This window comes from Devosia sp. Root685 (assembly GCF_001427875.1).
In the GTDB taxonomy this organism is placed as follows: domain Bacteria; phylum Pseudomonadota; class Alphaproteobacteria; order Rhizobiales; family Devosiaceae; genus Devosia.
In genome coordinates, this window is the sequence record NZ_LMHK01000002.1 from 487,302 (window position 1) to 501,559 (window position 14,258).

Sequence of the window (14,258 nt, forward strand, 5' to 3'; positions counted from 1 at the left end):
CATAGAAGCTGTCTGGACCAGCCTCCTCCTTGTTGCTAGCAGCAATCATCGCACCATCCCGCGTACATATGCATCGCACCTAGACAAATTCGTAACCTGTTGCGAGCTGTTTTTGAATGGTCTCCAACGGGCAGAACATCATCACGTCCAAAATCGACAACCACGGCACGAAGTTTGCGCCGAACTGCTGATAGGGCATGGACTGCGACTTCAGGAACTTGAGTTCGATACCGCGGTTGGCGAAATTATCCCGGTTGTAGAGTTCGGTTCCGCCGATCGCATTGAGATAGGTGTCGGCTCCGCGCGCCTCGCACACTGCCAGAACCTTGCTTTCGGACTTCAGGGAATGGTCGATCGGAACGTTCGACGAGATGACGATGGGCGTCTTGACTTCGAGATAGGCGCAGACCTTGACGAGCGAGTGGTGAACGAAGCCGAAGAGATTTCGGTCCGCATGGTTTATGATGTCCACGATCAACGGCATCACTGCATCATAGTGGGGCGCCTTAGCGTAGGCGCCCTTAATCTGGTTGAGCAGCGCCGAGGCGGAGAAATCTGCGGCCAGCTCCCGTACCCCGATATCGAGATGGTCGGGCGCCGACTTCAGCGGCAAGGAGAAGGTCACAGCTTCGCCGTTGCGCAGCAAGCGGTTGCGGTTAATCCAGCCCTTCTTAGTATACTTTAAGTTGTCGTAGACGATGAATTCGTCGACCGCCGCAATGAGCTGGAAGTATCCGATATAGGGCAGAAAGTACGGCTGATTTATCGCCAGAATCATGGCGATGCTGCGCCTTTGACGGCCGCGATGATCCTCTCGACATCCTCGCTCGCAAGATCTGGGTAGATCGGGAGGCACAGCACGCGTTCAGAAGCGTTTCGTGCGATCGGCATCTCCCCTGCCGAAGAGGGTAGGCTGGCATAGGGCGCGAAATCGCTCAGCAGAGGATGGAAATAGCGCCGCGTATAGATGCCGACGTCGGCCAAACGCGCCTGCAACTGGTCCCGGCTGAGGGGAAAGGCCTCATGTACCAGTATCGGGAAGTAGCTGTAGTTCATGCGCGCCGCCGCCCATGCAATGCACTCGATACCCTCTATCTGCGCGAACTCGGACCGGTAACGTTGATCCACCGCCTGGCGCGCGACGATGGCATGGTCGACATGACTGAGCTGCAACAGACCCATCGCGGCACTGAACTCGTTCATCTTGCCGTTGAGGCCCGGCGACCGCACTTCGACTTCGGAAACGAGACCGAAGTTCCGCAACTGCTCAATGCGCGCCTTGGCCTCCGCGCTCCCACATATAATGGCGCCACCCTCGAAGGTGTTGAACACCTTGGTGGCGTGGAAGCTGAGGACGGAAAGGTCACCGTGTCGCAACACGCTACCGCCGGCATCCCGTACGCCAAAGGCGTGTGCTGCGTCGTAGAGAACCTTGAGCCCATGCTTGGCAGCAATGGCCTCGATCCTGTCGACCGCGCAGGGATTTCCATAGCAATGGACAGGAAGCACAGCGGTAGTCCGCGGAGTGATGGCGGCTTCGATCTGGGCCGGATCGATGTTGAGTGTTCCTGGTTCCACGTCGACAAAGACCGGCGTCAGCCCGTTCCAGACGATGGCGTTGGAAGTAGCTACGAAGGAATAGGGTGTGGTGATCACTTCACCGCTGAGCTCAAGCGATTGCACCGCCGTCACCAGCGCCGCCATGCCGCTCGAGAACAGGCAGATATGCTCTACCCCGAGATAGGCCGCCAGACGGGCCTCGAATTCGCGGTGAAGCGGTCCCTGATTGGTCAGGATGCCGCGGTCCCAAATGCCTTCAAGGTATGGAATGAGCTCTTCAAGCGGCGGCAGGGCCGGCTTGGTTACATAGATGTCCGACAACTTATCGCTCAAATTCAATTTCTCGCAGGAGACGTCGACCGGCTCGCGGAACACTCCGCAACCGCCGCGTCCGGGGGTTTCGTGGGACGCAGCAGTTCCTGGACCCGGGCTTCACTATATCCGCCAGCACCCACCGCGGTAGTCCACTGCGCAACGATGTTGAAATCCTCGTCCACATCCGCACCGAACACGGAAAGCACGCTGCTGTCCACCATGCGCGGTCCAGTTCTCTCCAAAAGGACCCATGAGTGAGCTAGATCCCTACAGTCCACGCGTTCCAATGCCGCTTTGACGATCTCCGTACTCCCCGGATACCCGCCAGAGAGCCAAGGATAGCCAACATTGCGAGCGCCCAAGGCATAGAGAAGGCCGGGCGACTGGCCCGACAGATCGATCATAGGCATTCCGGGCCGAAAGCCGGCCGCCTTCGCACCGCTTTGGGCCTCTTCTATATAGGCCGCAAAATCGGACGACAGAGTCAGCGAATGACTCGGATTGCCTAGGGCCACTTGTCGGTTGTTCGTCCACAGTGGCTCAGGTTGCCGGTAGGGTTTCGCCAGACCATGCTGCAGGAAGAACAGGGCAAGCACCGGCGCGAGAAGCGTATAAGGAATCAAGTCTCGGTCGCGAAGAACGGCCCCAGACCGCGTCGCAAACAGCATTGCGGCGAGAACCCAGAATATGCATGCGTCGCCCGCGAGCTTCCAATAATTGTTGTTCGAGCCGAATGCATAGATCAGCGGCAAGGCCATGAACCCGAGACCGAGCGCGTAGTTGCGTAGAACGATGGTTCCGGTCTCACCAACTTCAGGCGCCCGCGCGAGGCGGAACAGGGTCGGAAATGCGAGAAGAATCGAGGTCGCAGGGAATGCAAGCAGGATGGCGCGGGCGCTCAGTCCGATATCCCAGCTCGATGGTACGACCCGTAGCAGGATCAGAGCTGCTATCAAACAGCAGAACAATGCCATTGCCAGACCCAGACCGGCAACCGGCGCCGAAGGGCGGCGGAACAAGGCACCAGCCAGCAACAGCACAGCTCCCGTAGCGATGGCAATGATCCAGTCGGGGGCGGTCATATCTATGCCGTCCAGCCGCAGGATCTCTGCCAAAGAGTATCCGGCGCCGACCATTCCTGAGATTTCCACCGCCAGGCGAATGCGATCCAGGAACGAGGTCAACGAGCCGTCGATGGCGTAGGCACTAATCACCAGCAGCAGCGCCGAGGTGATGGTGGATATGGCCAGCCCTCGCAGGCTCCATCGTCCCGACAGCAACACGACCAGGACAACGAGCGGCCCTAGGGCTGCCGCGGTGGAAACCTTTGCCATGAAGGTCAACCATCCGCCAACCCCGATCAGGATCCAGCCTACCACGCTCGCCCGGCTCATATCTTTGCCAGCGCGAACCAACCCAATGCCTGTCAGCATCAACGCCTGCAACGAAAGAGTATTGTAGCTGGGTGAAAGTGGAAGCCAGAACAGAAAGGCGACGCTGAGGGTCGAAATCGCCGTCGCCTGCGCGAGGCCCAGAAAGGTGAAGTGCTGCCGGCCGTCGAGTTCTCGCAGCGTCACGTAGGACAGGATCAATCCCGTTCCATAGGTCAGGACGATGTTGGCGACACGCATAAGATGCGGGTCTTGGCCCAGAAAATGAAAAAGCGGAAAGTACACGAAACCGAACTGGGTATTCGAATAGTCGTAGTAGAACGGATCCTTGATCCAGATGATGTAATAGGCTTCATCGGTGAAGTCGAAGCCATACCCCATAAAGATCAGGGCATAGGTCATGACTATAAGGGACAGGGCGCACAGGACGACCGACGCAAAGCCGAGACCCCACGACTGCGTTTGACGCATTCCGTTACTCACTCGTGCCGACATGCAAGCCGAGGCGTTCGCCTTTGTAGCGGCCATCGCGAACCCGGGTCCACCAGGCCTCATTGTCCAGGTACCACTGCACGGTCTTGCGCAGGCCCGTCGCCAGGCTCTCCCTTGGCGCCCAGCCAAGCTCGCTGCGCAGCTTTGATGCATCGATCGCATAGCGCCGGTCATGCCCGGGGCGATCGGTGACGTAGGTGATCAGATCATGGTAGCGGCCCTGCGGCAGCGGGCGCAGTTCTTCGAGCAGATCGCAGATCATCCGGACGATGTCGATGTTCCGGAATTCGGCTCCGCCACCGATATTATACACTTCGCCGACGGACCCAGTCTCGAACACTAGGGTGATGGCCCTGGCGTGATCCTCGACATAAAGCCAGTCTCGGACCTGGAGGCCATCGCCATAGACCGGCAGCGACTTTGCCTCAAGCGCGTTAAGAATCATCAACGGAATCAGCTTTTCAGGAAAGTGGAAAGGCCCGTAATTGTTCGAGCAATTGGTCATCAGAACGGGCAGGCCGTAGGTGTGGTGCCACGCCCGTGCGAGGTGATCCGAGGCGGCCTTCGAGGCGGAATAGGGGGAATTGGGTCTATAAGGCGATTCTTCTGTGAACAACCCCTGGCTTCCGAGCGACCCGTATACCTCGTCGGTTGACACGTGATGGAAGCGAAATTCCGCACGGCGCTCGCTGGGCAAGGCAACCCAGTAGCTGCGTGCCGACTCCAGCAGGGTAAAGGTCCCGATGATGTTTGTATTGAGGAACGCGGCCGGACCATCGATCGAGCGGTCAACATGGCTTTCTGCGGCAAGATGGATGATGCCATCCGGCTGGTAGCGTGCAAACAACTCGGCGATCCCGGCGGCGTCACAGATATCCACCTTTTCGAAGCGATGCCGCTCCGATCCCGCTACGGATGCGAGGGAGTCGAGGTTGCCGGCATAGGTGAGCTTGTCGATGGTCACCACCGTGTGCTTGGTCTCATCGATCAGCTGGCGCACTAGCGTAGAGCCGATGAAACCGGCACCGCCAGTCACGAAGATAGTCTTCAAGCTATTTGGATTTTTTTCCATCGGCAGCGGTTAGCCTGGTTGGTCCGTACCGGACAATTCCCTGGCGACGCCCGCCAGATAGTCCCGGTACTCGCAGGCTGGCATGGTTTCCAGCAGTGCCTGGAAACGCTCGGCGCTGAGAAAGCCGCGGATAAAAGCCGCTTCTTCCGGACAACCAATCTTGATCCCCTGCCTTGTCTCTATGTTTTCGACATAGACGGACGCCTCGTGTAGGGCCGAACTCGTCCCCGCGTCGAGCCATGCAAAGCCACGGCTCAGTCGTCGTACCTGGAGTTCACCGCGCCTCATGTATTCGAGGTTGACTTCGGTTATTTCGAGCTCCCCCCGGGCCGAGGGCCGGATTGAGCCGGCGATGTCAACCGCCCCGCTATCGTAGATATAAACGCCAGGAACCGCATATGGACTCTTCGGACGTGCCGGCTTTTCCTCGATGGAGAGTGCATTTCCGGACTTGTCGAATTCGACTACGCCGTAGCGGCTCGGGTCCTTGACGTGATAGGCGAAGATGGACGCGCCCTTCTCGAAGGCTCCCACCGCACGGGAGAAGTCATCGCCCCCCGAAAATATATTATCGCCTAGCATCAGGACGAAATTGCTATCGCCGATGAATTCCCGGCCAATCAGAAGAGCCTCGGCAATACCATTGGGTCTGGCCTGCTCAAGAAACGAGAACGATACGCCCCATTGAGAGCCGTCCCTAAGGAGTTGCTGAAAGCGCGGTAGGTCGTGCGGCGTACTGATGATGAGGATTTCCCGGATGCCCGCCGCGATCAGGACCGTGATCGGATAATAGATCATCGGCTTGTCGTAGACCGGCTGCAATTGCTTGCTGGCCACCTGGGTCAAAGGAAAAAGGCGGGATCCGGATCCGCCAGCCAGAAGAATGGCCTTCATATTCAAGCTCACTCAGATTCCCCCTCTCGACGGCGCAAGGACCAGAATTTTGCCGTTACGAAATTAAGGGCAACCAAGAACGGCACAAGGATGAGTTGAGCAAAAAATGCAGAAAGCTCGGTGGTTACGAGCAATACCCGCAGGAGTATCATATTGGCCACAATAGAAAATCCGTTTGCGGTCGCATAGCGTATCAGGTTCTTGCGAAAATCGAGTTTATCGCCGGGCAGGAAAACCCATGTGTGGTTCAGGTAGTAGGTGAACAACAATCCGATCAGTGACACCGCGGCGATCGAGAAGACGGGGTCCAGATGCCAGATCGACACAAAGACATAAAAGAGCACCAGCGTGAGCATGAAATTTCCGCCCCCTACGAAGAGGAATTTCACCAACTCCACCAGGTTCGTGCGTCCAATAGGCAGCGACACTGCGGAAGATCCTAGAATTTCTCGCGAACGATGTAGTTCGGCTTTTTGCGAACTTCCTCGTTGATGCGCCAAACATATTCACCGATGACGCCCAGCATGACCATGATGAGGCCAGACAGACAGAGATTGACGATCATCAGGGGCGCCCAGCCGTCAAAGGGCGTGTGTCCCATGGCCCAACTGGCCACGATGGTCACTGCATAGATGATCCCTGCAACCGACACTGCCAAGCCGCAAAGGGAGATGAAGCGGATCGGCAGGTAGGACGCGTCGAGAATGGCGTCCATAAAATTCTTGAGGCGCTTGGCGAAATTATACTGTGACCGGCCAATCGTCCGCTTCTGGCGAACATAGGGGATTAGCTGCATGCGATACCCCGTCCAGAGCAGGTCGCCCTGAAAAAACCGGTGGCGGACGTCCACAGCATTGAACGCGTCCATGACCTTCCGGTCCATCAACACGAAATCGAAGCCACCGGCCGGCATTTGCGGAAGCGACAGCCGGATGATTTCGTAAGCGATCCTAGACGTCATCTTTGCCGCAAAGCCATCGGCTCGATCCGTTCGGTAGCAAGCGACGATTTCTGCGCCCTCGCTCCACTTCGTCACCATTTGGGGAATCAGATCGACGGGATCCTGCAAGTCGGCAGAAATGTTGATGACGGCGTCTCCACTGGCCTCAGCAAAGCCAGCGAGCATAGCTGCCATCTGCCCGAAGTTACGCGTGAAGGTGATACCGACGACCGAACTGTCATTCGCCTTGATGCCTCTTATCTCTTCTAGAGACCGATCGCGAGACCCATCGTCAACAAAAACTATCTCATAGGCAAAATCGTGCAGAGCACCATTCTCTGCAAATAGAGACTTTATCTTCTTGTATGTTTCGGTCAGCGCGAGCTCGTTCTGGTATACCGCGACGACGAAAGATATTCTGCGAACCATGTGTTTCGAACTTTTCCTCGACATCATCGACGTCAACCACTGACTATCTCGAGCGACTTTGAGACATTTCGCTTCTGCTGCCCGCCTAACCGTTCACTAGAGGCTTATAGTCGCAGATCGCTGAGTATTCCTCAGAACCGTCTCGATACCCCACTCCAACCATTGTACCCGTGCTAGTCGGTATAGAGCGTCATTACAAGATACCGCGTTATTTCGACCAAAGACGCATCCGGACAACGCCGACCCGGGAGCAGCTTCGCCATTTCCGCCCGACATTGGTATGAGCACCGAACGAGCGGTGAAAGACGCGCCCGGCCTGATGACATAGTAGGGTCCGCTATGATAAACCGCCACCGGCTTTGCCTAGAGTTTGCTTCGCCGTTCGGACCATCTGTATTTCGTATTCACCCATGAGACTTTGATGATCGATCGTTTTCGGACCTGGGTCCTGGGTCTGCCGCGACGCGTAAAGCAAGCGATACTGCTTACCTTCGACTTTGTTGCCCTTTCATGTGCGCTATGGGCCAGTTTTTGCCTTCGCTATGACGCGTGGTACCTGCCCAACTCTTTGGATCAATGGATCGTCATTGTCCTCGCACCGGTGGTGACGATCCCTGTTTTCATTCGGATGGGGCTTTATCGGGCAATCGTCAGATATCTGCCCGAGCGGGCGATGTGGACTATCCTGCGGGCAATGGTTGTCGCCACTGTGGCATGGGTTGTACTCGTCTTTCTGTCTCAACTGGCAGGGCGCCTCGTTGTGCCCCGGTCCGTACCACTGATTTATCTTGGCCTTGGAACCTTCATCATTGCCGGCAGTCGCTTTGCGGCAAAATGGACATTCCTGCCGCAATTTGACCGAACACTAGCATCGCAAACAGCCGCGATCATCTATGGCGCGGGCGACGCGGGCATACAGCTTGCTCAGTCGCTGCGCAGCACGCATATGGTGGTGGCCTTCGTAGACGATAATCCCGCCTTGCACCGCCGTGAACTGGCAGGCGTCAGGGTGCATAGTCCTGGTGCCCTAGAGGAACTTATAGCAGAGCACGGGGTCAAGGACGTCATCCTGTCGATCCCCTCACTCACTTCCCAACGCCGCAAGGAAATTGTTGCCTCCGTCAGCAAGCATGGCGTCAAGATCCGCGCGCTTCCATCCATCGTCGATCTCGTTACCGGCAAATACCTTGTCAGCCAGATCAAGGAAATCGACATCGTCGAACTACTTGGCCGTTCATCGGTGCCGCCAGATGCCGAACTGATCAAGCACATGGTCGTCGGTCGCTCAATCATGGTGACGGGGGCCGGCGGCTCCATCGGCTCGGAGCTCTGTCGCAAGATAGCTAGTTGGAGCCCTCGCTGCCTGGTGCTGTTCGAAGCCAATGAGTTCGCGTTGTACCAGATCGAGCAAGAGCTTTCCGAGTTGCAGGATCTGGTCGTCATACCCGTCCTCGGCTCGGTCATTGATCGGGAACGCGTGAACATGGTGCTGGCGCAGCATGACATCAAGGTTGTGTTTCACGCTGCAGCTCACAAACATGTCCCTCTTGTTGAAGCCAATGCCTTGGAGGGCATCAAGAATAACGTTTTTGGTACGGCAGCCGTGGCCGAGGCGGCCTACGCTCAGGGTGTTGAGAATTTTGTCCTGATCTCAACGGATAAGGCAGTCCGACCAACAAATGTGATGGGCGCGACCAAGCGGTGGGCCGAGCTCATCGTAGGCAACATAGCCATGCGAGCCAAGAGCGAGGAGACTGGACAGCGCTTTTGCGCCGTACGCTTCGGCAACGTCTTGGGCTCTAACGGGTCCGTAGTTCCGCTCTTTAAACAGCAGATCGCCGCCGGCGGCCCATTGACCCTCACCGACGCCGCCATGACCCGCTACTTCATGTCGATCCAGGAGGCCGCCGAGCTGATCGTGCAGGCCGGCGCGCTTTCCAAGGGTGGCGATGTATTCCTGCTCGACATGGGCGAGCCCATGCTGATCTCTGAGCTAGCCGAGAACATGATCCGGCTGGCGGGCCTGTCGGTGAGAAATGAAGCCAATCCCCATGGCGACATTGAAATCGTCGTCACCGGCAAGCGTCCCGGCGAGAAGCTTTACGAAGAGCTGTTCTACAATTCTTCGGACGCCGAGATCACCAAGCATGCCAAGATTATGCGTGCTCCCTCGCGCGCGCGGTCCGTCTCCATTGCGGACCTGCTGGTCGATCTCCAGTCGATCATCGAGCGTCACGACGAACATGCGGCCCGTCAACTGCTGTTCGAAGCCGTCGAAAAAAGCGGCTAGGTTGGATCTCAACTTCAACATGATTGCCGCGACATGCGAAGGGGGTGGGACTTTCAGCAGCACGACCCACACCACACCGAAAGAGAGAGCGATGAGCGTCCGGAGCTTTGTAATCGTCGGGGCGAGCGGCATTGTGGGCCGGCAGCTGGTTCCGGCGCTGGTTGATGCCGGCTGTCGCGTCGTTCTGATCGGGCGCGACACCGAGAAGCTGAAGGGGATTTATCCCGGCGCCGATATCGGCGGCTACGGGGATATCGGCAAGACCGGTGGCGCCGGCCGCACGCTCCTTTACCTCGCGACCATCAACAATGACCAGGACGCGGACTACGAGACGTTCAGGGCCGTTAATGTCGACCTGGCGCTAGCCACTCGCGACCAGGCGGCCGCCTCCGGGATGGACCGCCTCGTTTATTTTTCGTCCACGCACGCCCTGGACGAGGCCAACCAGTCCGCCTATGCGCGCTCGAAAAGGGCTGCCGTCGAACTTCTGGGGCAGAATGCGCCGATCGACACCCGCATCCTCTACCTGCCTGCCGTCACCGGCGATGCCCTGTCCGGACGGTTGGCGGCGCTGAACAGATTGCCTGGATTCGTGTCGCGCCCGTTGCTCTCAGTGCTCAAGGCGCTCAAGCCCACCGTGACCATCCCGGACATCGTGGCGGCGCTCCTCACCCTCGATGACACGCGGGAGGACGCGCTGGTCGTCTCGACGGACCAGGAGCGCAACCCCTTCTTCGTGGGCCTCAAGTGGCTGATGGATTTTGTCAGCGCGCTGGCGATCCTGCTGCTGCTCTGGTGGCTGATGATTGCCGTTTGGGTGGTGATCAAGGCGCAGTCGCCGGGACCGGGCATTTTCTGCCAGACGCGTATTGGCCGCCACGGCAAGCCGTTCACCTGTTACAAGTTCCGCACCATGTATACGTCCGCCCCCAATGTCGCGACGCACCAAGTCCCGATCTCTGCGGTGACGCCCTTGGGCGGTTTCCTACGCAAATCCAAGATCGACGAATTGCCGCAGGTCTTCAACATTCTAGCCAACCAGATGAGCCTTGTTGGACCGCGCCCCTGCCTCCCCTCACAAACGGAACTGATTGCCGAGCGTCAGGCGCGCAACGTGCTGAGCATAAAGCCTGGCATCACCGGGCTTGCGCAGGTAAACGACATTGACATGAGCGACCCGGTGCGATTGGCCAACTGGGACGAGCGCTACCTCAAGTTGCGTTCGCTGCTGTTCGACATAAAGCTGATCATTCAAACCGGCCTGGGTCGAGGCCGGGGCGACAAGGTCCGCCTCGACCAAGCCTAGCCAAGACGCCTCGCTTTCGCTGCCTACCCTTGTTATCGAAATTCAGAGTAGCCCCCCATGCTGACCGACCTCCTGCAAAAAATCGACGATCGCACCGCAACGATCGGTATTGTCGGACTTGGCTATGTCGGCCTGCCCTTGGCGCTGCGCTTCGCCGAAGTCGGCTACAAGATCATCGGTTTCGACATCGACCCCGACAAGGTCGGACAGTTGATGGCGGGCCAGAGCTATATCGAGCATATCTCCCCCCCGAGCATCGAGCGGTTGCTGGCAAGCGGCTTCGAGGCCACGACAGATTATGCCCGCGCCACCGACGCCGACGCGCTTATCCTGTGCGTCCCGACGCCCCTCGACAAACACCGAGAACCCGACCTGAGCTATGTGCTCAACACCACCGACGCACTGGTGCCCTACCTACGGCCGGGGCAATTGCTGTCCTTGGAAAGCACCACCTATCCTGGCACCACCGACGAAGCGCTGCTGCCCCGCGTCCAGTCGCGCGGGCTCGAGGTCGGCAAGGACTTTTTCCTGGTCTATTCGCCCGAGCGCGAAGACCCGGGCAATACCAAATTCACCACCCAGACCATTCCAAAAGTCTGCGGCGGAGTGACCCCCAGCTGCCTCAAGGTCGGCGTCGCTCTTTATTCCGGCGTCATCGACCGCGTGGTGCCGGTGAGTTCGACGCGCGCCGCGGAACTGACCAAGCTGCTCGAGAACATCCACCGCGCCGTCAATATCGGTCTCGTGAACGAGATGAAGATCGTCGCCGATAAGATGGATATCGACATCTACGAGGTTATCCGCGCCGCCGCGACCAAGCCGTTCGGCTTCGTGCCCTATTACCCGGGCCCGGGCCTCGGTGGCCATTGCATCCCCATCGACCCCTTCTACCTGACCTGGAAGGCGAGGGAATATGGCGTCAACACGCGCTTCATCGAACTGGCCGGCGAGGTCAATTCCGCCATGCCCGACTTCGTGATCGGCAAGGTCGTGGGTGCGCTCAACAACCGCCGCAAGTCTCTTAACGGCAGCCGCATCCTGGTCCTGGGTCTTGCCTACAAGAAGAATGTCGACGACATGCGCGAGTCCCCCTCGGTTGTGTTGATGGAGCGCATGGAAAACCTTGGCGCGACGATCGCCTACAGCGATCCGCATATCCCGGTTTTTCCGCAGCTACGCGACCATCGCCATTTCGACCTCACAAGCGTTGAGCTGACGCCCGAAAACATTGCCGGCTTCGATTGCGTGCTGATCGCCACCGACCATGACCGGTTCAACTACGATCTCATCAAGCAGCACGCGCAACTGATCGTCGACAGCCGGGGCCGTTATCTCGATCCGGCCGACCACATCGTTAGGTCCTGAGAACTCATGCACACTTTCGCTCCCCCGGTGACCGACCGCCCGATCCGCTTTGCCCTTGTTGGCTGTGGCCGCATCGCGCAGAACCACATTGCCGCAATCGCCAAGCACCACAACCGCGCCCAGCTCGTCGATGTCTGCGACATCGTTCCCAGCGCGGTTGAAGCTGCCGCAGAACAGGCCCGAGCCCGACCACATGCGAGCCTCGGCGCCATGCTCGAAAAGACCGACGCGGACATCGTCGTCCTGACCACGCCGAGCGGCCTACATCCGGAGCAGGCGATCGAGATCGCGCGCTCTGGCCGCCATGTCATGACGGAAAAGCCGATGGCCACGCGCTGGGCCGACGCGCAGCGCATGGTCAAGGCGTGCGATACGGCGGGCGTCCGGCTTTTCGTGGTCAAGCAGAACCGTCGCAACGCCACCCTGCAATTGCTCAAGCGCGCCATCACGCAGGGGCGCTTCGGCCGTATCTACATGGTCAACATCAACGTGTTCTGGACACGGCCGCAGGAATATTATGACGCCGCAGATTGGCGCGGCACCTGGGAATTCGACGGCGGTGCCTTCATGAATCAGGCCAGCCACTATGTCGACCTGCTCGATTGGCTGATCGGCCCGATCGAAAGCCTCCAAGCATATACCGGCACGCTGGCCCGCAATATCGAGGCGGAAGACAGTGGTGTCGTCAGTCTGCGCTGGCGCTCGGGCGCCATGGGCTCGATGAATGTCACCATGTTGACCTACCCCAAGAATCTCGAGGGGAGCATTACCATCCTCGGCGAGAAGGGGACCGTCCGCGTCGGCGGCCTGGCCGTCAACCAGATCCAGCACTGGGAATTCGCCGAGCCGCATCCCGACGATGCCGAGCTGGAGAGCGCGAGCTACGAGACCAGCTCGGTCTACGGGTTCGGTCACCCGCTCTACTACGACAATGTCATCAACGTCCTGCGCGGCCAGGCTGCTCCCGAGACCGATGGCCGCGAGGGTCTGAAATCGCTCGAAGTACTCACCGCCATCTACCGCGCGGCGCGTGACGGGCAACGCGTCCACCTGCCGCTCGACCCCCTATAGGATTGCCAATGGCCAGCGCCGTCGACTTCATCGATCTCAAGTCCCAGTATGCGGCTCTCAAGCCCGCCGTGGACGCCCGCATCCAGGCCGTGCTGGACCATGGCCAGTATATCATGGGTCCCGAAGTCGGGGAGATGGAGGCCAAGCTGTCCGCCTATGTCGGCGGTGCGGAATGCATCAGCGTATCCTCGGGCACCGAGGCGCTGCTGATCGCGCTGATGGCGCTGGGCATCGGCCCCGGTGACGAGGTGATTACCTCTCCCTTCACCTTCGCCGCGACCGCCGAGGTCATCGCGCTGGTGGGAGCAACTCCAGTCTTCGTCGATATTGAGCCCGATACCTGCAATATCAATGTCAGCCTGGTCGAAGCCGCGATCACGAGCCGGACACGGGCCATCATGCCTGTTTCTCTCTATGGCCAGACCGCAGACATGCAGGAGCTCAACGACATTACCGACCGGCACGGTCTTGCAGTCATCGAGGACGCCGCGCAGAGTTTCGGCGCAACCTATCGTGATGCCAAGAGCTGCAATGTCAGTCGTATCGGCTGCACCAGCTTTTTCCCAAGCAAGCCACTCGGATGCTATGGCGATGGGGGAGCCATCTTCACCTCCGATCCCGAACTGGCAACCGTCATGCGCCAGATCCGCGTGCACGGCCAAGGCAAGCGCTATCACCATGTCCGCGTCGGCGTCGGCGGCCGCATGGACACGATCCAGGCGGCTGTGATCCTGGCCAAGCTCGAACAGTTCGAGTGGGAGGTCGAGCGTCGTCTCGCGATCGGCCAGCGCTACCTGGATCGCCTTGCCGGTATTAATTCCATCCAGTTGCCAGTCGTCCGGCCGGACCGGAGCTGCGTCTGGGCGCAGTTCACTATCCAGGTGGCCGATCGAGATGCCGTTGTCGCAGCCCTCAAGGAACAGGGTATCCCCACTGCCATCCACTACCCCATTCCGCTGCACTTGCAGCCGGCCTATGGTCCGATCTCGCGCATTTCCGGCACCTTGAGCAATGCCGAGGCAGTCTCGGAGCGCGTGCTGAGCCTTCCCATGCACCCCTATCTGTCGGAAGAGACGCAGGACAGGATCATCGCGGCCCTGCCGCTATGATCGCGGCCAGCCGCTGTGGGTCCG

The 14,258-nt window shown here is 58.9% G+C and carries 12 protein-coding genes; 5 read left to right on the top strand and 7 right to left on the bottom strand.

Features of this window, described 5'->3' with window-relative positions; translation table 11 throughout:
* Positions 1-79 precede the first annotated feature (79 nt).
* From ASD83_RS10960 to ASD83_RS10990, 7 genes are read right to left on the bottom strand one after another with little or no spacing between them, the layout of a single operon-like run.
* On the bottom strand, positions 80-778 hold the full coding sequence (locus tag ASD83_RS10960) for a WbqC family protein (RefSeq protein WP_056310793.1): 699 nt from the start codon (positions 776-778) through the stop codon (positions 80-82).
* On the bottom strand, positions 775-1,935 hold the full coding sequence (locus ASD83_RS10965) for a DegT/DnrJ/EryC1/StrS family aminotransferase (RefSeq protein WP_413813496.1): 1,161 nt from the start codon (positions 1,933-1,935) through the stop codon (positions 775-777). The genes ASD83_RS10960 and ASD83_RS10965 overlap by 4 nt, the downstream gene beginning before the upstream one ends.
* Positions 1,896-3,737: a hypothetical protein gene (locus tag ASD83_RS10970; RefSeq protein WP_056310797.1), complete on the bottom strand. Its 1,842-nt coding sequence runs from the start codon at positions 3,735-3,737 to the stop codon at positions 1,896-1,898. The genes ASD83_RS10965 and ASD83_RS10970 overlap by 40 nt, the downstream gene beginning before the upstream one ends.
* Positions 3,738-3,741: 4 nt before the next feature.
* Positions 3,742-4,809 (bottom strand): dTDP-glucose 4,6-dehydratase, encoded by a 1,068-nt coding sequence (gene rfbB, locus ASD83_RS10975; RefSeq protein WP_056312319.1) that lies wholly within the window; start codon positions 4,807-4,809, stop codon positions 3,742-3,744.
* A 30-nt stretch (positions 4,810-4,839) separates the two neighbouring features.
* Entirely contained in the window at positions 4,840-5,724 is an 885-nt protein-coding gene (gene rfbA / locus ASD83_RS10980; protein WP_056312321.1) for a glucose-1-phosphate thymidylyltransferase RfbA, read from the bottom strand.
* An 8-nt stretch (positions 5,725-5,732) separates the two neighbouring features.
* Positions 5,733-6,152 (bottom strand): GtrA family protein, encoded by a 420-nt coding sequence (locus ASD83_RS10985; protein WP_156385921.1) that lies wholly within the window; start codon positions 6,150-6,152, stop codon positions 5,733-5,735.
* Positions 6,153-6,163: 11 nt separating this feature from the next.
* Positions 6,164-7,120, bottom strand: a complete 957-nt coding sequence (locus ASD83_RS10990) for a glycosyltransferase family 2 protein (protein WP_082561120.1) — start codon at positions 7,118-7,120, stop codon at positions 6,164-6,166.
* A 394-nt stretch (positions 7,121-7,514) separates the two neighbouring features.
* Here ASD83_RS10990 and ASD83_RS10995 point away from each other — a divergent pair, with 394 nt between their 5' ends.
* From ASD83_RS10995 to ASD83_RS11015, 5 genes are all read left to right on the top strand, one after another.
* Positions 7,515-9,383 (top strand): polysaccharide biosynthesis protein, encoded by a 1,869-nt coding sequence (locus tag ASD83_RS10995; protein WP_056310802.1) that lies wholly within the window; start codon positions 7,515-7,517, stop codon positions 9,381-9,383.
* A 91-nt stretch (positions 9,384-9,474) separates the two neighbouring features.
* The gene (locus ASD83_RS21300) at positions 9,475-10,689 is read left to right on the top strand and encodes a hybrid nucleoside-diphosphate sugar epimerase/sugar transferase (protein WP_244489144.1); all 1,215 of its coding nucleotides are present in this window, start codon (positions 9,475-9,477) and stop codon (positions 10,687-10,689) included.
* 57 nt (positions 10,690-10,746) lie between these two features.
* Positions 10,747-12,054 carry a nucleotide sugar dehydrogenase gene (locus ASD83_RS11005; protein ID WP_056310804.1) on the top strand — a complete coding sequence of 436 codons (1,308 nt, stop codon included), beginning with the start codon at positions 10,747-10,749 and terminating at the stop codon, positions 12,052-12,054.
* Between the two features lie 6 nt (positions 12,055-12,060).
* On the top strand, positions 12,061-13,125 hold the full coding sequence (locus ASD83_RS11010) for a Gfo/Idh/MocA family protein (RefSeq protein WP_056310806.1): 1,065 nt from the start codon (positions 12,061-12,063) through the stop codon (positions 13,123-13,125).
* An 8-nt stretch (positions 13,126-13,133) separates the two neighbouring features.
* Positions 13,134-14,234 carry a DegT/DnrJ/EryC1/StrS family aminotransferase gene (locus tag ASD83_RS11015; protein WP_056310808.1) on the top strand — a complete coding sequence of 367 codons (1,101 nt, stop codon included), beginning with the start codon at positions 13,134-13,136 and terminating at the stop codon, positions 14,232-14,234.
* Positions 14,235-14,258 lie beyond the last annotated feature (24 nt).